We start from the raw sequence: 21,837 nt of genomic DNA on the forward strand, positions 1-21,837 counted from the left end.
GTTGAGGGGCCACCTAATCACTGGTTAAGCGGCCCCTTAGACGGGCCTTAGGCTTCCTTTGCGGCGACCTCTTCGCCACTTTCGCTAGCCGCCGGGCGCATAGCGCGGCGCACCGCACCCAGCGTTGCGATGTCGGAGTGCTGGTGCACGCAGTCCTCGATCAACTTGATGTCATCGAACTCCAGATGCACCGGCCCTTCTTCGCCCAGCTGGCTGATCAGCGCGCCGCGATCGATCATCTCCTCTCGTGCCACCGGCCCACGCAGCCGACCGCTTTGGTCGAGGACGACCGCCCCCCAGCCGGTGGGGTGGTTGTTGAGTGCGATGCGAATCGCGTGGCGCACGGTCACCGGGATGCTCTCTCCGCGAACCATGCGCGTTTGCGGCTTGTCATTGGTGCCGAGGATCGGCGCGTCCAGCTGGACTTCGACAGCGTCCTTCAGTGGCTCTTCGGCAGGCGGCACCAGCTTCAGTTCCTTGCGGATGGTGTGGGCGAGCAGCGGGCTCCACTGGGCGAGAACTGCTTCTTCGATCAGGCCGATCGCCTTGGTGTCCAGACTGACCGGCTTTGTGCCCCGCAGCCGGTCAAGCAGATCGACACGGCGCAGGGCCTTGCCCTTCGATTCACCGGGCGGGGATTTCTGGTTGAGCGCAACCTTGACCAGCCAGCGCAGATCGACCGGGACTTCTTCCGGGTCTTCGCGAGGATCATCCGCCGCCTCTTCGCGGACGACTGTCTCCCCATCCAAACCCAGCATGGGCTTCATGAGATCGACCCGCAGCAGCGCGTCCTCTTTCTTCTTGCTCGGATTCTTGGCCATTGAACGTCCTTTCAGGTGTCGGTTGAGAGGGTGGTGGGTTCGAGATCGTCGAAATCGGGGGCCTCGGGCGGCTCCCACCGTTTTGGCAGCGGAGCATCGCGGGGATCGACGGATGCGAGTGCGGCGGCGAAAGCCTGACGAAGATCGTCAGCCGGGGCGTCGGTGAAGGCGAGCAGCGGCTCCAGCGCATCGGGGTTGCCGGTGCGCATCACATCCTTCCGGGCCTTCCGCACAGCATCTTCCCAGCCGGGCGCATCGACCACGATCGAGATTACGCCCTCGACGTGAAACAGCTTCTTGCCGAGGTCGGTCTCACCCGCTTTGGCACCGTCACCGATCAAAACGCAGTGTTTACCATCGGTGATGTCGAGACCGGCACCGTCGCCGATGATCAGGGTGTTGATGTACATCGCATCTTCTCCTCCAGGTGTGGGAAAGGCGGGCTTGCTGTCGCCGGTCATCGTGAGGCCCTCGCGCGCAGGAGGTGGAGCGTTTCGATCGTCACCCGGCGCACATCGTGGGCAGGCACCTGGGCGATCTCGCAGAGCGGCTCCAGCGCGGCAGGAGCGCCGTGGAACGGGATTTCCTCGCGCGCCTCACGCACGGTATCGGGCCAGTGCTCGGATTCCACCCGAACCGAGCACACTCCGGCGACGTGGAAGAGGTTCTCGCCAAGGTCTTCACGATCGAGCAGCGTGCAATCGCCGATGACTACGCAATTGCTGCCCATCGTGCCGGGGCCGAAGCTCGCGGCGCTGATGATGATGCAGTTCACCATCGGATCAGGCCGCCAGCAGTGCGAGTAGGTCGGCGGCATTTGCGGCCAGGTCGTTCAGCTCGGTCGCGTTCGCGGCGAGGCTGTTCAGCTCGGTCGCATTGCTCGCCAGCGTGTTCAGATCTTGCAGCCTCGTCTTGCTGAAGCTCTGGCCGCAGACGGTGAAGTTGTCGTTCGACGCGCTGCCGAGGATGATCTCGTTATCGTTCGCGGCGTTGGCGCCCTTGCCGATGACGATGACGTTGACCGCGTCCGCCTTCTGGCCAGCGCCTGCGCCCGAACCGGAGCCGATGAAGATGCTGTTCGTGCCCAGCGTGACGGCGCTTGCCGAAAGGTCGCCCAGCGCGACGATGTCGCTACCCACCGCCTGCTGTAGAGCGCGCTGACCGATCCCCAGCACCCGGTCGCCAGCCTCGACTGCGCCAAGGTTGGCTTCGATGTCGACGTCGGGCGCATCGGGGAAGCCGCCCGCCCATTCACCGATCAGGATGACGTGCTCGCCGTTCTTGCGGTGGCGCGCGGCGGCGCGGCCCTGGATGACGACGCCATTGCCGGTCTGCATCAACTCGGCGACCACATAGCCGCCGAAGACGCCACCATCGCCCTGGTACTGCCAAGCTGCGCTGTCGCCGAAGGCGGACACGTTGTTGCTGGTAACGCCGTGTTCCTGCGCCCGGTAGCCCATGATGGTGAAGCCCACCCCCGTGGTGCGCTCGTTCAGGGCCAGCACGCCCCAGACGACGCTATCCTTGATGTCGATGCTTTCCTGCATCGCGCGGCTGCCGCCCGCCACTACGCCGTTAGAGCCTTCGTGGTTCGCAAGGCAAAGGTCGCCGAGCCCGATGATGTTGGTCGAGCCGGTCGACAGGCCGAGAACGCCCTCGCCGACGCCCAGACAACCAAGATTGCCGGGGTTGATGTTGCCCGCATTGGCGGCGAACCACGTTCGTGCAGCGGGCAGACCGCGCATCGCGGCCATGTTGAACATGCGCAGTTCGGTGATCTGGTTATCACCCAGCGCGACCTGATTTTCCCGCGTGCCGCGCGCGCTGGCTCCGATCACGATGATGTTGTTGTAGCCCGCATCGCGCGCTTCATCGGTGATGTTGGCATCCCAGCCGAAAACGGTGATCGCGTCGTTGTTCACCGCGTTGGAGCCAGCGCCTGTGCCGCCTCCGGTGAAGCGCACTCCATCAACGAGGTTGCCGCCGCAGTTGTAGCCATCGGCAACCGCTTCATTGCCCCGGAAATAGCGCAGCGAGAATGCCCCGGTCGCGGTCACCCTGGACGACACACCGGCGAATCCGCTCTGCACTTCCGCCCCCAGGCGCACGCTGTAATCGCCGCCTGTGATCAGCAACCCGGCATATGCTGCCATTTCGAGGTTGTAGCTGCCATCGGGGTTCGACCGTCCGGAGGCGCGACCATAGCGGGTATTGCCCACCCCGCTCATCAGGTCGCGAGACGCCTCCAGCGCGCTCGCAGCGTTGTCCGTGCCGGTGACGTTGTCATTGCCCGCGCCGGTGGAGAACGCGTTGTTATTCGCATCGAGCCGCACAAGATCGGCAATCGAAGTCGCCCATTCCTTGGCGCTCTTGGTTCCGGCTCCGCCCGGCTCGGTCCCCTCGGACCATGCCAGCGCTACGTCTGCTGCTTCCTGCGCCAGCGTGGCCTGGGCAGCGGCGTCTGCGATCCCGAGCCCGCTGAGCAACTCGAGCCGCGTGGTCTCATTGATCGGGTCACCGTTCAGGGTGATGGTCATCTCAGAAGTCCTTCTCGAATGTGCCGGATTGGGTTGAACCGTCGATGCCGAGCACGCCGCTCTGCATGGTGCCTGCGAACTCGATCAACTGGACCGGATAGGCTGCGCGCAGCTGTCCGAAGGCGGTCTCTTCGCTCAGCGCAGCCGGGTCGCGCAGAGCGAGGAAGGTGACCCCGATTCCGGCTGGCTTGCCCTTGCGGAAGACAACCTCCGCCCCACCGCCATCTTCCAGGCAGCGCGGCAGTTCGTACTGGGCGAGCTGGCCCTCCGCGTAGGGCGACGGGCCGCGCACCAGCACGGCAAAGGGCACGGGGTTGCGCATACGCGGGACCAGCCCGATCGTGCGGATGCCGACCGCCTCCAGTTCGGGTCGCGTGCGGGTGACGGCGTTGCCGCCCATCGCGATCGCATACTGCTCCAGCGTCAGGTCCAACACGCGCGCCCTCACGCGCAGGCCCCCCATCGTGGTGAAGCCGAAGCCCGCGCCCATCGTGCCAGCGGGTTGCGTGGTGGAGAACTGACGCTGGTGCTGCACCGCTACGCCGTCTTCGGAATAGCTGCGCGCCCCCCGCTTGCCGAGCAGCTGCCAGCCCGCGCCCGGTGCCTGCGAAGGCGCTGGGAAAGCGGTGCCGTAGGGCGCTGTCCAGATCGTGTAGGGCGCGATGATGATTTCGGCGGGTCCCATCAGGGCGTCTCCCCTTCCAAACTGCTGAGCCGACCGAGAATATTGTCGATCGTCGCGCCGTCGTATCCGCCCACGTTCGCGCTCAGCGTCCCGCTGGTGACCGGGCCAAGCACGCGGCGCGGCGTTGGAAAACCGTCGACGATGTAGCGGATCGAAACCTCGTATTGCGTCTGGTCCGCGACCGGGGAGATCAGCAGCGCGGTGGTCTCTCGGCTGAAGTCGCCGTGACTGTTCCATTCGGTTTCGCCGAACTCTCGATAATCCACCCGGATCAGCGAGGCGGCGGCGCTGTCGATCGCGCCGGTGATGCGCAGCGCGGGCGTCGAACCGCCGGGGCCTTCGATCGCGATCCCCGTCAGCGTCCAGGCGGTGTCGCCGGGCGCGAGCAGATCGCCTGGCGATGGCTGCTGGACGCCCACCGCCGTATCTTCCGGCGTCGCGGTATCGGCGAAGGCGTTGGCATCGATCTCACGCAGGGTCAGCTGGTGCCGCCAGCCTTCGTCCGATCCCCAGGCATCAACGCGGAAAGTCTTGGTCGCGCCGCCGAAATAGCGATCGCTCTGCCACGTCACCCAGTCGCCTTCCTCGATCGCGGCGAACCGGGGCGGCAGGGTGACCTGCGCGCGACCGAACAGCCTGCCCAGGCGGCGCACGATCTCGGTCACCCGCATGGCCTGCGCGTAATACGGCACCATCGGCAATCTGAGACGCTGCTCACGCGGGCTACCATCGGCGATCAGATCGGCCTGGACGCGCGCGGGCGGGGTAGAGCGTTCGATCCAGCGCTGCGCGGGGTCGACGAACGTCGCCACCACCGTGTTCACCCAGCCATCATCGCCCCGGCTGAGAATGTCCGACCAGCTGCGCTTGGTCCCCACCACCATGTCCGCATCGGTGAAGTGCGCCACCGGAGCCTTCGCCGCACCCGGATCGATCTCGACCGCACCCTGCGGCTGGATGATCACGCCCGCGCAGGCGGCGGCGATCTCTTCTTCGACCGAGAGGTGGGTCTCGCCACCGCTGATCAACGCGCCGATGCGATAGCGCGGCGCACCGCCGACCAGCTCGTCGCAGATATTGGCGCGCGCGAAGACGTTCTGCGGCGGTGCCTCGATCGCGGAGAGCCCGCGCCCGACCAGCAGCATCTCGGGCTGGTCCACCTTGTCGCCTGCGTAGATCCCGCGCGCCCAGTTGTAGCGGCAGTCGATGACATTCTCGGTCCACTCCCAAGTCGATGGATCGTCCCGCCGATGCGGACCAGAACCGCCCACGCTGCTGTCAAGCCGGGCGCTGTAGCAGCGCATCCCGCGTGGCACGAAGCGAAAGCGCGGGCGACCACCGGGGAAGATCGCCGCCGCATCCTCGTCCGCCTGATCGTCGGCCTTGTAGGCGACCACCACGTAGGCCACGCTGCGACCGCGATCATTCGCCGTCCATCCCGGCCCGTGGTCGAGCAGGATCTGCGGCACCTCCTGATCCCATCGGCCATCGCGCCAGTAAATCTTCAGCTGATTATTGAAGCCGGGCACAGCACCGTCGCCGGTGAAGGTGTGGTAGGTATCGTCGACGAAGAAGCCTTCGAGCGCGTCACAGCGATGATCCGCCAGCGCGATCACCAGCACTTCCCAATCGGTGCCGTATTCGCCGCCGAAGTTGAACGCGTCGACCAAACTTCCGGAAACAGCGACCCGGCCCGCAATCGCTTCCCGGTAGATCTCGCCGATCTGGAGGGTCGCGGCGGCCGCCGTGCGATCGCCGCCCTTGAACGACGGTGTCAGCAGCGCGCCGCCCACCATCGAGACGCCCGCCAGGATCAGCGACCAGTTGCCGGTGATGGCACCCGCCACTGCGAGGCCGACTCCGACGATCGTCTGGATAACCTTACTCACTGGCGGGCTCCCCTGCTGGCAGGGCCGACCAGGCGCGCACCATCGCGCTGCGCGGCAGCCGCTCCTGCCGCAGCTCGCCGGGGCCGGAGAGCAATTCGCCTTCGACGATCATCAGCCGCACGCCGAACGCGCGATCGGCCAGCCCGGCAATGTCGCCACGCTGCGCCAGCGCGGGCGCGATCGGCAACAGCCGCGCATCCAGCGCTGCGGTCAGCCCGCCCAGCTGGCGGGCGACGGCCAAGGCTTCCGCTCGGGTCGACCAGCCCGGCAGATCGGCCAGATGGTCGATCCCGGTCTGTGCGTGCACGCCGCCCAGCGCGTAGCTGACACAGCAGCCACCGCGCGCCCAGCTGTGGGGCTGGAAACGGTGCGCCGCGATCCAGTGCATCAGCGCGGGGATGTCGCGGTTGATCGTCATCGCTGCACCAGCCTGCCACCGCCGCCGCCGCCGCTCCTGCCACCACCACCCAGCACGCTGCCCGCGCGATCGGCCCGGCGACCGCCCCAGTAGAGCTTCTTCTCGCCCGCGTAGGCGACGTTCTTGAAGAAGCCGTCGTTCGGATCGATCAGGCGCTGGTCCGCATCCGATCGCATCCGCGCGCCCCGCCGTCCGGAGCTTCGCGCCGGGGTCTCGATCGTCGCGGTGATCTTCGCAGTGCCGCCGATCTCTTCCTCGCGCGGCAGCGTATCGAGGTGGCCGCGCCCCCAGACATCGTAACCGAGCATCTGGGTGCCGCTCGAATCCCAGATTGTGCGCCAAAGGGTGACCGGCGCACCGGCCACTTCGCTCGCGTCCAGCAGCTCCAGCACTTCCGGCTCGATGCCCGACAGCACCAGCGTGATCGACTGCGCCTGCCCGCCCAGCGCGCCGCCCGCCACCTGCACCAGCGTGCGATCGCGTAGCGGCTCGAAGGTGCGCCCGTCGAAAGTGATCTCGCGATAGCCGCCCCACACGCACAGCACCGGATCGGACGCGATCTCGACCGCGCCTACGACGATCGGATCGCCGCGTTCCAGCGCGGCCAAGGCGGCGGCGGCGATAGACTTCATGGCCGCAGGTCCTGAATGCCGACGATGGTGCCGCTGCTCATCGTCCCGGCCTCACCCACGGGAGCGAGGTCGGTCTCCTCGGGCACCTGTTGCATTACGCACAGCGGATCGTCGAAATGGGCGATCGCTCCGGCAGGGACCAGCTCGGTATCCAGCGGCGGCTCGGCGATGACGCTCACTTCGCCGCCTTCATCGGCGACTGCCGAGGTAACGCAGCGAGCCACCGTGCGTCGTTCGAAGGTGCCCGCCGCCGCGCCGTCCGCATCCCATTTGAAGCCGATCAGGTCGCGCGGCGTCAGCACGAAGCCTGCGGGCAACCCGCTCAGCGTGAGCGTGGCATCGCCATCCGCATCCACCGTCTGGCTCCACCCGGTCGCGGCACCGTCGAACGCGCCGCCGCCCGCCCGCGTCAGGTTCAACATGCCGTAAGCGTGGGCGACCGGGCGCGGGCGCGCACTGTCGCCGCAATAGAACCGGCGAATGCGCCCCCGCAGCCGATCGATGAACGCGCTCCACAGATCCGCGCTGACCGGGTCGATCCGGTCGAGTTCCAGCCTGACGCCCCAAACCGGGAACCCGGCCTGCACCCCGCCTTGCCGTCCGCTCGCCTCCGGCGCGCCGTAATCGACCCGCTGGATCTCCAGCTTGACGCGGGCGATCCCGCTGGGGGTTTCGGGCAGAGGCAGGATCATGCCGCGCCTCCCGCCAGAAACCGCCGCTCCTGCGCATCGCGCACGGTGCCGACGATGGTCGTGGGCAGATCACGCTCCATCCGGTCGAGACGCGAATTGAGCCGCGCGATCGCCGCTGAATCCGCTCCCGTCGCATCGACCGGCATGTTGAAGGTGAACTGGTCGCCGCCGCTCTTCTGACCGCCGCCCCGGCCAAGCGCGCGGCGACTGTCGGAGTTGGACATGATGCCAAGGCCACCCGGCGCGGCGAAGGCCAGTTCCGGCCCCGCCTCGCCGACGATGCCGAATTGCCCTGTCGGAATCGTCCCGCCATCCGCGAACAGACCTGCGAAGCCTGACAGGAGCTTGGACAGGAAGCCGCCGCTGCGATCGCCACCAGCGCCCACCGCGCCAAACAGCGCGTTGGCGATCGGCGCGACGATCATCTGCTGCATCGCGATCCGCAGCAGGTCGGCGATGATCTGCTCGGTCATCGAGTGGAAGAGATCGCCCAGCGAGCCGAAGACATCGCCCAGCGATCGGGCGTTCATCAGCGCCTCGACCAGCCCGTCATTCAACGTCTCCAGCCCGCCGATCGCGATCCCGTCGATTGCCTCGTTGATCTGCTCGGGCGTCTTGTTGAGGTCGCGCAGGTAGCGATCGACCGTGGTCCCGTTGGCGCGGGCAACTTCCTCGCGCCGCCCCGCTGCGGTCGCGCGCTGGGCATCGAGCGCGATCTGCGCCACGGCCTTCGCGTTGTCGTCCGCCACTTGGCTATCGAGGATCTGCTGAAGCTTCTGCTCCAGATAGCGTTCGTCCGCCTCCAGAAGCTTGAGTGCGATGGCCTTGCGCTCCGCCTCGGTGTCGGCCAGCGACAGCTGCACCTGAAGCGCCTCGGTCTCTGCCTCAAACCGGGCCTGCGCCAGCGCGGCGATCTCGCGCTCGATCTCCGCCGCGTAGGCGCGCTGGTCGAGCTGACCTTGCAGGCCGGTGTTCTTGCCCACCACGATCGTGCCGTCCGGATCGTCGGGCGTTTCCTTGCCCAGCAGCTCCTCGACCCGCTTGCGCAGCGCTTCCTTCTGCGTCTCGCTGAGCTTGCTCGCCTCGATCTCGGCCAGCCGCTGGTCACGCTCCAGCGTCAGCAGCTCCGCCTGGATGTCCGCGCGTTCTTCGGCGGTGTTCGCCAGCTGAAGCTTCGCCTGCAAGGTCTCGCGCTGGAGCTGCACGTCCTCGCCCTCGAACCGGGATTGCAGCTCGGCGGCGGTCGGCCCCTTCGGCGTGCGCGGTTTGCGGGTGCGGGTCTTCTTCGGATCGGGCCGGTTGAGGAAGCCCTCAAGCGCGTCCTTATCGCCGTCTAAGGCGGCCTCAAGGTCCTCGTAAACCTTCGCATTGAGCTGCTCGACATTGAGGTTGGCGACCGTGGAAAGAAGCTGGCCCAGCTTGTCGCCCGGCAGCGCGCCTTCCAGCGCCTGAAGCTGCTTGATCGCCGCCTCGGGAGAGAGGGTGCCGTCCAGCACGCCCTGGGCGATCTTCGCGGTGGGCGTGGAGCTGCGCTGAAGGCCCACGATCCCGCGCGCGCCCAGCTTCGGCACCGGAATGCCCGCGACGGTCATGATGCCGCCCTTTTCGTCCGCCGCGTCCTTCAGCGTGCGGCGCAGCTCCTGCGCCCGCTCGCGTGCCTGGATCTGCCCGGCGACGGCCTGCGCGCGGGCGAGCGCCCACAGCGCGCTGGTCTGATCCTTGATCTTGCCGGTGGTCAGGTCGATCACGCTGCCCAGGATGCCCTGCGCATCGCCCATCGCGTGGCTGGAGAACTCGACCGCCTCCATCGCCTTCTCGGCTTCGAACAGCTTGCCGATGAACGGCGCTAGGACGATCACGCCCGCCGTGATCGCCATCCCCCACGGCCCACCGAGGAACGCGGCGAACTTGCTCGCCCCTCCGGTCGCGAGCTGGATCGCCTGGGTGACCTGCCCGATCTGCGAAGCGAAGATCTGAGTGGGCCGCGCGCCCATCGAATACATCGTCGCAATGTCGCCAACCTGATAGCTGAGCTGCTGCATCCCGGCCTTCTGGGCAGCCGACGATGCCACCACCTTCGTGCCGCCCTGCTGGAAGCTGTCTCCCATTTTGGAGGCCTTGGCCCCCGTTTCCGTCAGCTCATTGCCAAGCCGATCCGCCTGCCCACGCGTCTGGTCGAGCTGGCCGCCCAGCTTCTTCGCGCGGCCCTCTGCCTTGTCGACGCCAGAGTTGAACTGCGCATCGTCCGTGCGCAGCGTCAGCAGGGCATCGCCGAGGTTCTCAGACATTGTCGGGCTCCGCCTTGGGAGGGCTCACGCGGATGCCGATGCCCGCGCCAGCGATGTCGCGCCGCGTTGCCGCCTTGGCGCGCCGGGGGCCGCGTGCGCGGTTGGTCAGCTCTTCCAGCAGCTCGCGCTTCACGTCTTCGTCGATCGTGCCGCTGCCCAGCGCCACGTCCTGGGCACGCGCAAGGCGCTCACGCGCGTCGAGGCGCGGCATCATCGTCACGAACGCGCGAACAAGCCCGACAGGAAGCTCAGCCAGCCAGGCTTGCGGGTCTCCGCCGTAGAACCGCTGGAGCCGGGGGAGCTGTTCGCCCCAATCGATCCGAGCGCGCTCTCCATCTCCGGAGTCCACGTCCCCGCCGCCTTGTGCATCGCTCCCGACACGGCGACGGCCCGCCGCATCAGGAGCGCGGTAAAAACATCCACCACCGACCAGCGCTGCGTGCCGCTCAGCTTGGCGAAGACGTCATCGGGCAGATCGATCACCGCGCCGCGCACGATCGTATCGACCAGCTCCGCCAGCTCGGCAGAGCGCGTGTCCTGAGCGTCCTCGTCTTCGCCGGGGTCCGCCTTTTGCAGCGCCTGCACGCGATCGACCCAGCGCACGAAGCGGTGGCTCTCGATCACGCTCAGCTCGTCGGGCGATCGGATGAAGTACCGCTGGCCGTCGATCGCGATGAAATTGCGCGTGGTCAGCGTGTCGAGGTCGAGCAGCGGCGCGGGGCTGGCCTGGTCCATGATCGGCTCTCCGGTCTAGAGGTCGGGTGGATCAGGCGAGCGCGGCAGCGTTGCCAGCGAGGATGTAGCCGAAGCGTTCGTCTTCGCTCACGCCCTCGCTCAGGTCCTCCAGCGCGGTCATCTCCAGCCGCAGCGAAGCGCCGGTGCCACCCTTCTTGAACACCGGTTCCGGGCTGCCGCTGTCGTAGCAGCGCGGCACACAGTACTGGAGCGGGAACGCCTCGTCGTAGGGCGACAGGCCCCGCGCGATCAGCGCGAATTCACGGGTGCGGCCCACGCTCTGCGAAAGGCCGATCTTCTTGAACCCCATCGAGCCCGAACCCGCCGCCGTGGTGGTGATCGGATTGCCGTTGAGGACGTGGCTGTAGGCCTCCAGGCTGAGATCGAGGATGTTGACCCGGAACATCAGGTCTTCTTCGTCGAGGCTCGCCTTGACCGGGCCGGTCGCGCCGTCCGTGCGAACCTTGGAGAACGTCTTGGAGTGGCTGACGGTCACCCCGCCGACTTCGTAAGACCGGGTTCCGTTGGTGCCCAGCAGCGTCCAGCCCGCGCCGGGCGATTCGTCCAGCGTGGGGAACGCGGTGCCGACATCGGCGATGTACACCGTCAGCGGGGCGCAGATGATTTCGAAGGGAGTCATGGCGAAGGTCTCCTAGGGTTGGACTTGAGTGAGGCCGTGCAGGGCCTGAAAGGACTGGAAGTGGCGCGGCCATTTGGTGCCCGGCTCACGGCCCTGGGCAGAGCCGCCCGCCGGGTTGACCCAGTGGATCAGGACGCCGCCGTAGATCCCGCGCTTGAGGTGGCGCAGACCGCGCGCGGCGATCCGCATCAGCACCCCGGCCTCGCGCGGGGTCGCACCGAAGGTGAAAAGGTCGATCCGCTGGGTGTCGTGGTCGTTCTCGCTCTCGGCGGTCAGCGAGACGCCGCCGCTCGACTTCAGCACGATCGCACCGCGCGGCATGGCGGCGGTCTCGGCAGCAGGCAGCTCGCCCGCGAAGACGCGGCCCCCGATCGCGGAGAGCGGCGCGTAGTCCAGCAGGTAGGCGCGCAGGCCCGCTTCCAGATCGGCCGGTTCGCTCATTTCTTGCCGCCTGTCGCTGGCGGCAGATCGGGACCTTCCATCGCCTCAAATGCCGCCTTCACATTCTTGGCGAGTTCGGGGTATCGTGTGTCCGCTGCAGGCCGCAGGTAGGGCCGCGCAGGCACTACGATCTCGTGCGGCTTCGTCTTCGGCAAATTGGCTGCCTCGGGATCGTCCTTGGAAACGAAGACAGCCATCCCGCCGTCGACGATCTTGTAAGGCGTGCCCCCCGGGTGCTCGATCGTGCCGCCGAGTTCGTGGATGCGGGCATACTTGACGCCCTTCGATCCCCACGTTCCCTCGACACCATTCGCGACGACGGTTGCGCCTTCCGCGATGTCGATCGATCCTTCGAGAACGCCGGTGCGATTGAGCCAGGCGTGATCGTTCTTCGCGTCTTGGACGCACAGCGCCATCGTGCCGTTGACGCCCGCGATCTGCGCGCGGCGCATCTTGGCGCTGAGCGCATCGCCGTTCCACTTGAGGGACTGCTCGGCCATTACCCGGCGACCCAATTTGCGAGCTGCACCAGCGCGACGATAGCCGGGAGCGAGAGTGCCCCGGTCAGGATGAGGAGGCCGCAACCGGGCTCGCGCTCGGTCGGCCATTCGGTTGCGGGATCGGTCTGCTTCACCATCACCCGATCCTCTGAAGCGCGGCTTCGATGTGCGTGTGCTTGAACTGCGGCGGGCCTTCGACCTTCAGCCGACCGGGGATCAAAACGGTGCCTTTGCGGTCGCTGATCGCGGTGATGACATCGCCCTCGGCAACGTCGGCGCCCTTCGCGAAGATCACGCGCGCGTCCTCGATCATCGCGGTCTTTGCCCCGTCCACCAGCTCGCGGCTCGCCTTCGACCAAGCGAAGCACGGCAGCGCCGCGTGCAGCGTCTCGAACTGCGGTGCGGGCTTGCCGCCCCAGGCATCCTTGCCCGTCGCCTGATCGCGCTCGATCGCGGCGCGCATGGTGAGCCGCTGCGCGATCATCGCGGACGCCTGCGAAGGCCGAGGATGAGATCGACCAGCATCCCGATCAGGAGCAGAGTCGCGGCTAGCGGCCAGATGATCGCAATGACGATCGCAGCCGCCCAAGTGCTCGCCTGATAGTGACCCCAAGGGGCACTAAGAAAGAGCACAATTGCCGCGCCGAGAAGGTAGAGGATGGCGGGTGCGATCAAGCCATCACCATCCCGCGCCGGTCGGCCAGCGTCTGCATGATCGCCTCGCGATCGGCGGCGATGTCGCCCGACAGCGTGAACGAATAATCGCCCGCCTTCTCGCTCTTCAGCCCGCCGCGATAGGAGAGGTCGAGCTGGATCAGCTTGATCGTCGCCTCCTCGCGCGCGGCGGCGTTGGCCTGCGGCGTGTAGGTCACCTCGACCAGCGGAGCCCAGTAGTGCGATCCGTTCGGGCCGCTGGTCAGGCGCAGCAACGTGCGGCCATCGTGCAGCAGCTCGAAATCGTCGGCGTCCAGCGTGGTGCGATCGCCATCCGCGCCGGAGTTACCCGGATTGCGTTCGACGATCGAAATCGGCAGCGCGGCGTCGGCAGGCCTGACCAAGCGCAGGTGGCGCATCGTGCTCGATGCCGGTTCACCCGGATCGCCGATCTTGACCGTCGTCTCCCCGATCGGGCCGAAACGCCCGTCAAGCTCGGCGGTGATCGCATCGATCATCGCTTGCAGCTCGGCGTCCGGCAGATCGCTCGCCGTGCGTTCCTTGACCCGATCGAGGAGCGACATCAGGCCGCTTCCTCGGCCTGCGCGTCGGAGTCGGCAGCCGCCTCGGGCAGCGCCTCCTGACGCACCAAAATGTCCTGGTCGGCATCGGCGTGAAAGATCAGCTGCGATTGCGGAGGCACCACACCAAGCTGCGAATAGCGCTCACCGCCGACCGGCTCGCCATCCTTCAGCGGGAAGGCGAGCACGGCAGCCGGGTGGTCGCCGGTGGTGACGGTGACGGTGGTGGTCACGCCGCGTCTCCGGTCGCGGCGGCTTCGTCATCGGTGGAACCGACCAGCGCCTTGGCGGCGGCGATCGAGCTGCCCCAGTCGAAGGTGCTGGCCAGCCCCTCGATCTGGGGCCGGTTGGCGAGGTCGACGGCGGCAAGGCCAGCGACCCCAGCGATGCCCGCCCCGATCAGGGCCTTGGCGGTCGCCGGGCCGATACCGTCGATGTCGGTCAGCTCGGGCGCTTTCGCCGTGCCTTCATCGGCGGCGGCGGCGATGCCATCGCCCAGCTTGATCACCTTGTCCTCCGGCACCTTCACGGCCTTGTTCGGCGGAGGCGGCGCGCCCTTGTTCGGGGGCGGCGGGGCGCTCTTGTTGGGCGGGGCGGGCTCGCCCTTGTTCGGCGGCGGCGGCGCGGCCTTTGTTCCGCCCTTCACGCTGGCCTTCTTGCCACCGGGCAGCTTGCCGTCCTTCAGGCCGAACATCTCGCACGCCGATTGGGGAATGATCGTGCCCTCGTTGGCGTAGAGGATCGCGGCTTCATCATGGCCTGCCGGGACGAGGGCCTGCCTGTCGGCGGTGAGGTAAAGCCGCTGGGCGGCGATCTGGTGCTTGGGCATTTCAGGCGTCTCCTGGTTGAGATGGAGGGTGGTCGGTCGGGGTGGTCTGCCCTCACTGGGTCTCGTAGAAATCGACCAGCACGCCGCTGCCATCGAGCGCGCTGTTGAGCGTCACCGTGTTGGCGCTGAGCGTGTCGAGCGACGTCGCCACCGTGGGCCGCGTGGCTTCGCGCACATTGTCGAAGAAGGCGGCGATCGCCGTGTCGCGGTTCAGGCGCACCGGCAGGCCGATCTTCGCGCCCAGGCCGATGCGGACCCGCTCGGTGTTGGCGGTGTCGTAGGGCGGCAGGGTGATTGCGGTGACCTCCGCGAAGGCGCGATTGCCCGCGACCAGCGTTGCGCCGTTGAGGGCGATCGTCTCGCTGATGATCGCGCCGTCCAGATCGAAGCCTTCGATCACGACGTTGCCGCTTACGTTGGCGTCGTTGCCCTTGACGGTCACGTTGCGCGCGACGTCGGGCTGGCCGTCGAGATTGGCGGCGAGCACTTCGGTGTCCTCGGCAGCATCGAGCGCGGTGTCGGCGAGTAAGTCGGCATCGCCACCGAGCGCGATCGCCGCTGCCTCGAACGTGCGGATGCGAACCTGCGAACCTGCGATTTTCATGTGAGTGTCTCCTGAAGCTCTGGGAGAGGCCTGGCTGCCGGGCGGGAAAGCCGGGCCTCACCAAGAGCCGGGACGGATCGGGGATCATCGACCCGCCCCGACTGGAGCGGCGACCGGGCGGACGCGGCCCGATCGCCGGAGGCGGCTAGTTCTGGAGGTCGACCTCGCTGAAGGCGCTGGGGCGATAGACCGGCAGCGCCTCACGGATGTCGCCACGCACCGTGCGCTTGCCCTCTGCGAACTGGGCGTTGACGTAGCCGACCTGAATGTCGACGCCGCGGCGCTCGACCAGCTCGATATACGGAGCCAGGAAGCTGCCGGTCATGCCCCGACCCTGGCCCATCGGCTCGTACTGAACGACGCCGAGGCCCCAGAGACGCTCCGGCCCCGCTTCGGTGGGCGCGCCGAAAATGTAGACGCCGTCTGCGGTCCGCGTCAGGCGGATTTCCTGCCAGTCGAGCGGATGGATAAGGTGGTGCGTCGGCATCGCGCGCCCGTTGACGCGGACTTTGGTCATCGCCTTGAAGAAGGCGTCCATCACCGGGCCGGCACCCTTCGCCTGGGTGAGGATGCCCGGAGTGTTGAAGATCCCGCGCAGCTCGGGTGCAGTGCCAGTACCCACACCGACCTGCCGGTCCAGCTCCTGCCGGATGCCGAAGGGCAGGCGATTGTTGATGTAGCCTTCGATCAGCGGAACGTCTTCGAACTGCTCGTCGGTGACCGGAATGCTGTCCGTGATCTTGCGCACGTCGCTGGTCCGCTCGGTGAAAGCGAACGCGCTTTCCTTGTACGTCCCGCCTTCGGCAGTCGCACCTGCGCCGTGCGTGCGGGTGGTTTCCTCCATGTACTTCACGACATCCTTGCTGGTCCGGTTGACCGGCAGGATGTCGATCAGCTGCACAGGGCGGGTCGGCATTTCGACAAAGCCCGGCATCCGGATGCTTTCGGGCGCGAAGCCCGAGGTGGTCGACATCAGCGCCTTGCTGCCAATCGTCTCGCCGCGTGCGCCGCGTGCGAGGTAATCAGACGCAAGCGCCTTTTCGAACGGCAAGACCACATGCCCGTGACATCCGTTGCCGATCCAATCCTTGAACTGCTTGGTCTCGATCGCCTGCTCGCCGATCGACTTGAACTGGCCCTGGTTGGCGGGCAGCCCACCCTGGCCACCAGCACCGGGCAGCGGGAAGTTGCGCAGGCCCTTTTCGCGCGCTTCGTAGTTCTGCGCCGCCTTCTCGGCACCGCGCAGCGTGTCGATGTGCTCGCCCAGCTCGTTGGCCTCGGCGTCCTTCTGCTTGAACTTCTCGGCCACCGCGACCGAGCCTTTGACGTTGTCGCCGAAGAAGGTGACCTTATTGAAGTCGAGGCTGCCGTCGTCGGCTTTCGCCTCCGTCAGCACCTTGCCCATCTCGTCCTGGATGGTGGCGAGCTTTTCCTCCGCCTGCTTGAGCGAGAGATCCTTGATACCGGCCATTGCGTTGTCTCCGTGTGAATTACGAAGACCGCTTTGCCGATGGTGCCGAAGTGGAGGGACCCGGAACGCGTTCCTGTGGCCGGGGTGCGGCGCAGGTGGCGGGTTGCATCCGGACTAGAGCGATTGGCTTGATCTGGCAAACCCGATCGCGGAAACAGTCGCAATGTCGCTCCTGCTCTCAGCCGCCGCCCTCGCGATCGCCGTCTGCCCACCGCCGCCCGCGCGCCGCGAAACCTGCGTCCACGATGGCGATACGGTGTGGATCGATCGGGAGAAGATCAGGCTGCTGGAGATCGACGCGCCAGAGCTGGACGCGACCGACCCGGACGAACGCCGCCGGGCGATCCTGGCACGCGCTCGTCTGGTCGCGCTGCTCGATGGCGAGGCGGTGATCATCCGCCGCGACGGCCACGACTGTTTCGGGCGCACGCTGGCGCGGATCGAAACGGCGCGGGGCGATGTCGGGCAGGCGCTGCTGCGTGAGGGGCTCGCCGAAGCGTATCGGGGCGAACGGCATCCCTGCGGCTGACCTGCGCGCCATCACCGGACGCCTCCAATCCAAAACCCTGCTGAGAGCCATTTAAGGCGCGTTAAGGGGTGCCTCGACGAACTTTCCGGGGCGTCCGTACCCTCGAAGCCGTTCTGGGGCTTCTGAGGGCGTCTCAGCCGATGAAGGCTTCGGCGCGCCGGATCGCATCGCGGGCGAACAGGAGTGAAGCCATCTGCTCGATCTCCGCCGCCGCCTTCGCCTCGGCCTCCGGATCGCGATTGGCCAGCGCGAGGACGGTGCCCAGGTTGGCGTGGATCTCACCCAGCTGCTTCAGCCCGGTCGCGCTCAGCTTGGCCGGATCGGCATCGATCGTCGCCGCCATCACGCCCAGCTGCTGGGTAATGGTGCTGAAGTCGCCTTCCTTCATCGCTGCCTTGAGGCCCTTCATATCGACCGTGCGCGTTCCGCGACCAGCGCCGCGCACCACGGTGGAGACCTCCTGCACGTCGAGCTGCTTCAGGTGTCGGCCTTCGGCAAGGCCGCGCATCACCTTGTCGAAGCGCATCGCGTCATAGCCGTAGGACCATTCCTGCACGGCGTTGCCGGTCTTCAGATCGAACTGGAGAGCCGAGTGCCATTCCTTGCCCACCTGCGTGTCGAGGTTGAGGTGCAGCTCGGCATAGGCGGCATCGCCATCCTCGAACACGCGCGCCTTGCCGAACGGCATGGCGAAACGGTTGTGCGCGGGCAGCAGGGGCACCCACTGCTCTTTCCACGAGAACGCGCCGGGCTCGTAGCTATCGCCGTCGCTGTCCACGCCGGTGAGGTCGGCGATCAACGCCAGCCCCTTGCCGCTCTCGCCCATCTCGGTGACGGTCAGGTTCTTGGTCTGCATCGGGAGGTCCTTCCTAAAACTCGACGTGCGGCGCGAAGCTCAGCGTGCAGTTTGGCCGCATGTTGATGGTCATGGTCATCGCGTCTTCGTAGCTGACGATCGATCCGCTGCGCGCGATGTGCGCGGGCTCCGATCGATCCGGCCCCAGCCGCCCGTCGTAAACGATGAAGCGGCTGAAGCCGTTCGACCTGCCGTTTTCCAGCGTCGAGATGTTCTGCGCGTGCTTGGTCTCGATCCGGGCGATCACCTTGGCGCGCGTGGCGGCATCCTTGAACGGCCCGCCCTCGATCATGTTGGCGATCCGGTTGGCCAGCGCGTTCACGCCTTCGCCTTCCGCGCGGCCCTCGGTCAGCGCCTTGAACAGCGCGGCGCGGGTCTGTTCGTCCAGGTCGATCAGCCCGGCGCGGGTGCCGCCTGCATCGATCACCTCCAGCATCCGCGCATCGGGCAGCATCGTGCCATAGCCTGACTGCTCGATCGCCTCGGCAACGTCTCGCGCGATCTGGACGTACTGGGGCTGGTACTTGGCGGACAGCTGGCGATCCCACGCCTCGACGTTGAGCAGGTCGATGATCTCCTGCACCAGCTGATCGTTCGCGGCCTTGGTTTGCGGAGGGCGCGCGGCCTTGGGGCCTAGCTCACGCGCTTCAAGCACTTGCAGCGCGACCCGCCCCGCCTGATCCCCCCAGCCTTCGAACAGGGGCTTAAGGTCCTGCTCAAACGCGGCTGAGAGGCCGCTAAACGCTGCCTCATTCCGGGTGACGAAACGCTCGCCCCGAGCGATCTCGTCTTCGGTCGCGGTGTCCGCGTCTTCGGGCAGCCACGTCTCCGAATGCTTGACCTGGGCGGGCGGCAGAGCCTTCGCGCCCTTCGGCGTGTCCTGCGCAGCCGCCTGCTCGCGCTCGCGCATCCTGCCAAGCCGGTCCTCGGGCTCGATGATCATGTTGATCGGTCGCATGTAGAGCCGGTGGCTGTCGTCCGCCGGGCGGCCCGTCTCGGTCAGGTAATCGTGCAGCGTGATCGCCCCGGCCTGAAGTTCCTTCAGCTTGCGGGCGCTTTGCTTGTCCTCGTCCTCTTGCAGGGCGAGCACGTCGTCCGTGTTCCAGTAAAGCTCGATCCTGCGCCCGCGCTGCGATTGCGCCCGCTGGAAGTCGGGCAGCAGGCTGCGCTGGAGTTCGTCGACCAGCTGGCGACCAAGCGGCAGCACGCCGTTGTGCCAGGCGAGCTTGCGCAGCTCCTCCATCGTCGCACCGACCTTCGTCTGCTCCAGCCCCGCGCCGAAGCCGACCACGGCAGCCGGGATGCCGATGCACGCGCAGACGCGCTCTTCGGCGCGGTTGGAGCCGTAGCTCAGGTTCATCTGGTCGGGATTGAAGCCGAAGCTCTGCACCTCGGTCGGCCCGCCCATGACCAGCGCCTTGCCGCGATTGTCTCCGCCGTAGGCCTGCTGGAACCACGCCTTGGTCGCGCTGACATCCTCCGGCGTCGGCATTGCGCCGCCCTTCGGGCTGATCACCGTGCCCGGCACGCCCATGTTGCGCAGCAGGCTGGCGATGAAGTTGCTGCTTTCGAGATCGCTGAAGATCTCGCGCAGCACCCCCTGCATCGGGCTCAGGCCCTTCATCATGTTGCGCGGGTTGATGCCGTTGCGGAAGTGGACCACGTCGTCCGGGTCCAGCAGCATCACGCCCGCGCCGGTGCCGGGCGTGTAGCGGTAGAACTGGATGAAGTCGCCGCCGTCGATCGGCGCGTGCGGCTCGATCATCCACCACGGCACCCACCACAGCTGCACCGGCTTGCCCGCCGCGTTCTTGACCTTGATCAGGTAGGAATTGCCATCGATCAGAAAGGACAGCACGATCGCGCCCCACAGCGCGATGTCGCCGTAGAACGGGTTGGGGCTGCGCATCAGCTCCAGCAGCTCGTGATCGTGCAGATCCTCGTGAGCGCCATCCGCCTTGATCTCGCGCATCGCCAGCGTGGCTTCGGGGATCGATCGCTGCATCCACATCACCGGCGCGGTGACGACGCTCGCGTCCAGCCCGTCGCCCACCTCGCTCGCATAATCGAACCGCGTGCGGCGCAGCAGCGAGGCGAACAGCGTGGCCTGCCCCGGATGGCGCATCTCGCGCACCGAATCGAGCATCCGCCCGAAGCCCGCGGCGATTCCCTTGGTCAGCGCGTTCATGCCAGCAGCTCCAGCAGCGCTTGGGCCTGGGCGGGCGTGAGGGGAATTTGCGCATTCAGCAGATCCCGCAGCGCTTTCACCTGTTCGGGTGCCAGCCGGATGCGAGCGTCGGGCCGGGCCGGATCGGCCAGCGTCACCCGCCCGGTCTCGTCGATCTGCGCAAAGACGATCGTGTCGTCATGCCTGCCGAGATTGTGCGTGCCTTGCTTCATGCCGGTATCCAGTGCTCTTCCGTTTCTCGTAGGCCGTCGGCGGTCAGCTTCAGCTGACCGTCCGCTCCCGGTGCCATGTACTTGGGCACCAGCACCTCTCTCAACATCGGCCCGATCGGCTCGTGATCATCGTCGAACTGTTCGATCGTGACGCTCTGCCCAGTATTCAGAACGTACTTGAGCGCCTGCTTGTCGGAGCTGTTGAGCGGCCTGCTAGGCTGCTCGAACTGTTGAACCGGTCGCCAGGGCGCAGCGCTTTCGCCGCTGGCCGCGTGGATCGCCAGCGCCAGCGCCCAGAAGCGGTCCGCGTGGCCATCGGGCGTGCGCTCGGCGGTGAAGCGGATATTGCCCGCTGCGGTGGTGGACTTGGTCACGCTGCGCAGATCGGCGCGGATGGCCGGGTCGTAGGGAATACGCAGCCGCTTGTCCTCCATCGCCCCGCGCACCGGGTAGGCCAGCGCTTCCTTGGTCTGCGCGGTGAAGCTGACATTCTCGTAGCGGTATTTGCCGAAGCGCGCCTGCGCATCGTCGCCCCAGCCGATGCCGAGCCCGGTGTAATCCTGCGCCACGCGGCCACCAGAAGCGAGCACGCGCTCGACCCACGGCCACAGCACCTTCTCCTGCTCTCCCTTGGGCATGTTGCGCAGCGCTTCGACGTGGCGGGTGTAGAACACGTCGCCCAGCTTCTCGACCACCCACAGGACGGTGAGGTCGTTCTTTCGCCCGATGTCGATCCCGGCATACAGCGTGCCGCCTTCGGTGACCGTCCAGGCGATGCCCTCGGCATATTCCGCCGCGCCGATCAGGCCGTATTCGAGGAAGGCCGCATCATCGTCTGCCGGCTTGCACATGAACTCCTGCTGGAAGCTCTCTTCGTCGGCTGCGCCCTTGCGGATGAAGTCGAAATAGGCGGCCTCGTCCATCGCGATCCGCTCGTCTTCCTCCGGCAGCGCCTGCTGCAGCTTGAAGAGGAAGCCCTGGTCGAGCGCATCCTGCAAGGTGACCGTGTGCAGGCTGATCCCCTTTGGATTGCCCTTTTCCTTCACCTCGCGGATCAGCTGATTGAAGAAGTTGTGGCTGCCCCGGTGGGTCGAGATGATCTTCAGCGAACCGCCCCAGGTGATGCCGGGATAGGCGATCGACCAGAGCTTGCGCGGATCGGGATGCAGCGCGAACTCGTCCAGAGTGCGCCCGCCGCGCTTACCGGCCTGCGCGTTCGGGTTCGACGACATCGAGTTGATCTTGTGACCATTGTCGAAGCGCAGGGTAAACGCGGTGTGGCGCGCATCATTGTCGAGGATCTGCTCGCCCAGATCGTCGGCGGCGATCTGCATGTTGCCTGCCCAGAACTTGCAGTCCTCCAGAAAGAGCTGCGCCTGAATATCGTCGCGGCTGCTGACCCACTCGTCGACCGTGGCAGTGGCAAGGGCGGTCTGTGAAACATTGTCGTAGGCCGTCGCCCAGGTGAAGCCGAGCTGGCGGCCCTTCTGGCAGAGCTTGATCCGCGAGCGATCCGCGATCCAGCGCGACTGGAACGGCAGGAAGATCGCCTTGGGATCGGCGGGGATGACCTTGGCGTTGCCGCGTAGCTTCATCACTTCGCCCCTGGGAAGGCGCGGCGGATTTTCGCGCTGG

General features: G+C 66.8%; 27 protein-coding genes. 1 reads left to right on the plus strand and 26 read right to left on the minus strand.

The features are described 5' to 3' along the window. Nucleotides 1–47: 47 nt before the first annotated feature. The 22 genes from VO57_015345 to VO57_015450 form a co-directional block, all read right to left on the minus strand. Complete coding sequence (locus tag VO57_015345; protein XBL69489.1) at nt 48–821, minus strand: hypothetical protein; 774 nt, start codon at nt 819–821, stop codon at nt 48–50. An 11-nt stretch (nt 822–832) separates the two neighbouring features. Beyond that, on the minus strand, nt 833–1,282 hold the full coding sequence (locus VO57_015350; protein ID XBL69490.1) for a hypothetical protein: 450 nt from the start codon (nt 1,280–1,282) through the stop codon (nt 833–835). Beyond that, the gene (locus VO57_015355) at nt 1,279–1,638 is read right to left on the minus strand and encodes a hypothetical protein (protein XBL69491.1); all 360 of its coding nucleotides are present in this window, start codon (nt 1,636–1,638) and stop codon (nt 1,279–1,281) included. Before VO57_015355 ends, VO57_015350 begins: the two co-directional genes overlap by 4 nt. Further along, a complete protein-coding gene (locus VO57_015360) occupies nt 1,604–3,358 on the minus strand; it encodes a hypothetical protein (GenBank protein ID XBL69492.1) in 1,755 nt (584 codons plus the stop codon). Before VO57_015360 ends, VO57_015355 begins: the two co-directional genes overlap by 35 nt. A gap of 1 nt (nt 3,359) precedes the next feature. After that, complete coding sequence (locus tag VO57_015365; protein XBL69493.1) at nt 3,360–4,043, minus strand: hypothetical protein; 684 nt, start codon at nt 4,041–4,043, stop codon at nt 3,360–3,362. Continuing rightward, nucleotides 4,043–5,932 carry a phage tail protein gene (locus VO57_015370; GenBank protein XBL69494.1) on the minus strand — a complete coding sequence of 630 codons (1,890 nt, stop codon included), beginning with the start codon at nt 5,930–5,932 and terminating at the stop codon, nt 4,043–4,045. The genes VO57_015365 and VO57_015370 overlap by 1 nt, the downstream gene beginning before the upstream one ends. Continuing rightward, nucleotides 5,925–6,350 (minus strand): hypothetical protein, encoded by a 426-nt coding sequence (locus tag VO57_015375; protein XBL69495.1) that lies wholly within the window; start codon nt 6,348–6,350, stop codon nt 5,925–5,927. The genes VO57_015370 and VO57_015375 overlap by 8 nt, the downstream gene beginning before the upstream one ends. Continuing rightward, nucleotides 6,347–6,982 (minus strand): hypothetical protein, encoded by a 636-nt coding sequence (locus VO57_015380; GenBank protein ID XBL69496.1) that lies wholly within the window; start codon nt 6,980–6,982, stop codon nt 6,347–6,349. The genes VO57_015375 and VO57_015380 overlap by 4 nt, the downstream gene beginning before the upstream one ends. Next, nucleotides 6,979–7,674, minus strand: coding sequence for a hypothetical protein (locus VO57_015385; GenBank protein XBL69497.1), 696 nt, complete (start codon nt 7,672–7,674; stop codon nt 6,979–6,981). The genes VO57_015380 and VO57_015385 overlap by 4 nt, the downstream gene beginning before the upstream one ends. Beyond that, a complete protein-coding gene (locus VO57_015390; protein XBL69498.1) occupies nt 7,671–9,962 on the minus strand; it encodes a hypothetical protein in 2,292 nt (763 codons plus the stop codon). Before VO57_015390 ends, VO57_015385 begins: the two co-directional genes overlap by 4 nt. Next, the gene (locus VO57_015395; protein ID XBL69499.1) at nt 9,955–10,182 is read right to left on the minus strand and encodes a hypothetical protein; all 228 of its coding nucleotides are present in this window, start codon (nt 10,180–10,182) and stop codon (nt 9,955–9,957) included. The genes VO57_015390 and VO57_015395 overlap by 8 nt, the downstream gene beginning before the upstream one ends. After that, entirely contained in the window at nt 10,179–10,697 is a 519-nt protein-coding gene (locus VO57_015400) for a hypothetical protein (GenBank protein ID XBL69500.1), read from the minus strand. The genes VO57_015395 and VO57_015400 overlap by 4 nt, the downstream gene beginning before the upstream one ends. A gap of 31 nt (nt 10,698–10,728) precedes the next feature. Beyond that, nucleotides 10,729–11,337 carry a hypothetical protein gene (locus VO57_015405; GenBank protein XBL69501.1) on the minus strand — a complete coding sequence of 203 codons (609 nt, stop codon included), beginning with the start codon at nt 11,335–11,337 and terminating at the stop codon, nt 10,729–10,731. 12 nt (nt 11,338–11,349) lie between these two features. Next, a complete protein-coding gene (locus tag VO57_015410) occupies nt 11,350–11,778 on the minus strand; it encodes a hypothetical protein (GenBank protein ID XBL69502.1) in 429 nt (142 codons plus the stop codon). Continuing rightward, complete coding sequence (locus tag VO57_015415) at nt 11,775–12,278, minus strand: hypothetical protein (GenBank protein XBL69503.1); 504 nt, start codon at nt 12,276–12,278, stop codon at nt 11,775–11,777. The genes VO57_015410 and VO57_015415 overlap by 4 nt, the downstream gene beginning before the upstream one ends. Beyond that, nucleotides 12,278–12,415 (minus strand): hypothetical protein, encoded by a 138-nt coding sequence (locus VO57_015420; protein ID XBL69504.1) that lies wholly within the window; start codon nt 12,413–12,415, stop codon nt 12,278–12,280. The genes VO57_015415 and VO57_015420 overlap by 1 nt, the downstream gene beginning before the upstream one ends. After that, nucleotides 12,415–12,762 carry a hypothetical protein gene (locus VO57_015425; protein XBL69505.1) on the minus strand — a complete coding sequence of 116 codons (348 nt, stop codon included), beginning with the start codon at nt 12,760–12,762 and terminating at the stop codon, nt 12,415–12,417. The genes VO57_015420 and VO57_015425 overlap by 1 nt, the downstream gene beginning before the upstream one ends. Before the next feature lie 187 nt (nt 12,763–12,949). Further along, the gene (locus VO57_015430) at nt 12,950–13,516 is read right to left on the minus strand and encodes a hypothetical protein (GenBank protein ID XBL69506.1); all 567 of its coding nucleotides are present in this window, start codon (nt 13,514–13,516) and stop codon (nt 12,950–12,952) included. Further along, nucleotides 13,516–13,746 carry a hypothetical protein gene (locus VO57_015435; GenBank protein ID XBL69507.1) on the minus strand — a complete coding sequence of 77 codons (231 nt, stop codon included), beginning with the start codon at nt 13,744–13,746 and terminating at the stop codon, nt 13,516–13,518. Before VO57_015435 ends, VO57_015430 begins: the two co-directional genes overlap by 1 nt. Then, nucleotides 13,743–14,342, minus strand: coding sequence for a helix-hairpin-helix domain-containing protein (locus VO57_015440; protein XBL69508.1), 600 nt, complete (start codon nt 14,340–14,342; stop codon nt 13,743–13,745). The genes VO57_015435 and VO57_015440 overlap by 4 nt, the downstream gene beginning before the upstream one ends. A gap of 52 nt (nt 14,343–14,394) precedes the next feature. Next, nucleotides 14,395–14,946: a hypothetical protein gene (locus VO57_015445; protein XBL69509.1), complete on the minus strand. Its 552-nt coding sequence runs from the start codon at nt 14,944–14,946 to the stop codon at nt 14,395–14,397. 145 nt (nt 14,947–15,091) lie between these two features. Continuing rightward, nucleotides 15,092–16,417: a phage major capsid protein gene (locus VO57_015450; protein XBL69510.1), complete on the minus strand. Its 1,326-nt coding sequence runs from the start codon at nt 16,415–16,417 to the stop codon at nt 15,092–15,094. Between the two features lie 163 nt (nt 16,418–16,580). Here VO57_015450 and VO57_015455 point away from each other — a divergent pair, with 163 nt between their 5' ends. Next, nucleotides 16,581–16,946 (plus strand): thermonuclease family protein, encoded by a 366-nt coding sequence (locus tag VO57_015455; GenBank protein XBL69511.1) that lies wholly within the window; start codon nt 16,581–16,583, stop codon nt 16,944–16,946. Nucleotides 16,947–17,079: 133 nt separating this feature from the next. Here the strand turns inward: VO57_015455 and VO57_015460 are convergent, their stop codons facing one another. From VO57_015460 to VO57_015475, 4 genes are read right to left on the minus strand one after another with little or no spacing between them, the layout of a single operon-like run. Continuing rightward, a complete protein-coding gene (locus VO57_015460) occupies nt 17,080–17,802 on the minus strand; it encodes an HK97 family phage prohead protease (protein XBL69512.1) in 723 nt (240 codons plus the stop codon). Nucleotides 17,803–17,815: 13 nt separating this feature from the next. Beyond that, nucleotides 17,816–19,990 carry a phage portal protein gene (locus VO57_015465; GenBank protein XBL69513.1) on the minus strand — a complete coding sequence of 725 codons (2,175 nt, stop codon included), beginning with the start codon at nt 19,988–19,990 and terminating at the stop codon, nt 17,816–17,818. Then, a complete protein-coding gene (locus tag VO57_015470) occupies nt 19,987–20,202 on the minus strand; it encodes a hypothetical protein (protein ID XBL69514.1) in 216 nt (71 codons plus the stop codon). The genes VO57_015465 and VO57_015470 overlap by 4 nt, the downstream gene beginning before the upstream one ends. Then, complete coding sequence (locus VO57_015475; GenBank protein ID XBL69515.1) at nt 20,199–21,797, minus strand: terminase family protein; 1,599 nt, start codon at nt 21,795–21,797, stop codon at nt 20,199–20,201. Before VO57_015475 ends, VO57_015470 begins: the two co-directional genes overlap by 4 nt. Between the last annotated feature and the right edge of the window lie 40 nt (nt 21,798–21,837).

This window comes from Citromicrobium bathyomarinum (assembly GCA_001306305.2).
Lineage (GTDB): Bacteria > Pseudomonadota > Alphaproteobacteria > Sphingomonadales > Sphingomonadaceae > Alteriqipengyuania > Alteriqipengyuania bathyomarina.

Bases quoted from the DNA above. Each gene is read 5' to 3' on its own strand.
- VO57_015345 (XBL69489.1), bottom strand. From the start codon at position 821: ATGGCCAAGAATCCGAGCAAGAAGAAAGAGGACGCGCTGCTGCGGGTC.
- VO57_015350 (XBL69490.1), bottom strand. From the start codon at position 1,282: ATGACCGGCGACAGCAAGCCCGCCTTTCCCACACCTGGAGGAGAAGAT.
- VO57_015355 (XBL69491.1), bottom strand. From the start codon at position 1,638: ATGCCGCCGACCTACTCGCACTGCTGGCGGCCTGATCCGATGGTGAAC.
- VO57_015360 (XBL69492.1), bottom strand. From the start codon at position 3,358: ATGACCATCACCCTGAACGGTGACCCGATCAATGAGACCACGCGGCTC.
- VO57_015365 (XBL69493.1), bottom strand. From the start codon at position 4,043: ATGGGACCCGCCGAAATCATCATCGCGCCCTACACGATCTGGACAGCG.
- VO57_015375 (XBL69495.1), bottom strand. From the start codon at position 6,350: ATGACGATCAACCGCGACATCCCCGCGCTGATGCACTGGATCGCGGCG.
- VO57_015380 (XBL69496.1), bottom strand. From the start codon at position 6,982: ATGAAGTCTATCGCCGCCGCCGCCTTGGCCGCGCTGGAACGCGGCGAT.
- VO57_015385 (XBL69497.1), bottom strand. From the start codon at position 7,674: ATGATCCTGCCTCTGCCCGAAACCCCCAGCGGGATCGCCCGCGTCAAG.
- VO57_015390 (XBL69498.1), bottom strand. From the start codon at position 9,962: ATGTCTGAGAACCTCGGCGATGCCCTGCTGACGCTGCGCACGGACGAT.
- VO57_015400 (XBL69500.1), bottom strand. From the start codon at position 10,697: ATGGACCAGGCCAGCCCCGCGCCGCTGCTCGACCTCGACACGCTGACC.
- VO57_015405 (XBL69501.1), bottom strand. From the start codon at position 11,337: ATGACTCCCTTCGAAATCATCTGCGCCCCGCTGACGGTGTACATCGCC.
- VO57_015410 (XBL69502.1), bottom strand. From the start codon at position 11,778: ATGAGCGAACCGGCCGATCTGGAAGCGGGCCTGCGCGCCTACCTGCTG.
- VO57_015415 (XBL69503.1), bottom strand. From the start codon at position 12,278: ATGGCCGAGCAGTCCCTCAAGTGGAACGGCGATGCGCTCAGCGCCAAG.
- VO57_015420 (XBL69504.1), bottom strand. From the start codon at position 12,415: ATGGTGAAGCAGACCGATCCCGCAACCGAATGGCCGACCGAGCGCGAG.
- VO57_015425 (XBL69505.1), bottom strand. From the start codon at position 12,762: ATGATCGCGCAGCGGCTCACCATGCGCGCCGCGATCGAGCGCGATCAG.
- VO57_015430 (XBL69506.1), bottom strand. From the start codon at position 13,516: ATGTCGCTCCTCGATCGGGTCAAGGAACGCACGGCGAGCGATCTGCCG.
- VO57_015440 (XBL69508.1), bottom strand. From the start codon at position 14,342: ATGCCCAAGCACCAGATCGCCGCCCAGCGGCTTTACCTCACCGCCGAC.
- VO57_015445 (XBL69509.1), bottom strand. From the start codon at position 14,946: ATGAAAATCGCAGGTTCGCAGGTTCGCATCCGCACGTTCGAGGCAGCG.
- VO57_015450 (XBL69510.1), bottom strand. From the start codon at position 16,417: ATGGCCGGTATCAAGGATCTCTCGCTCAAGCAGGCGGAGGAAAAGCTC.
- VO57_015455 (XBL69511.1), top strand. From the start codon at position 16,581: ATGTCGCTCCTGCTCTCAGCCGCCGCCCTCGCGATCGCCGTCTGCCCA.
- VO57_015460 (XBL69512.1), bottom strand. From the start codon at position 17,802: ATGCAGACCAAGAACCTGACCGTCACCGAGATGGGCGAGAGCGGCAAG.
- VO57_015465 (XBL69513.1), bottom strand. From the start codon at position 19,990: ATGAACGCGCTGACCAAGGGAATCGCCGCGGGCTTCGGGCGGATGCTC.
- VO57_015470 (XBL69514.1), bottom strand. From the start codon at position 20,202: ATGAAGCAAGGCACGCACAATCTCGGCAGGCATGACGACACGATCGTC.
- VO57_015475 (XBL69515.1), bottom strand. From the start codon at position 21,797: ATGAAGCTACGCGGCAACGCCAAGGTCATCCCCGCCGATCCCAAGGCG.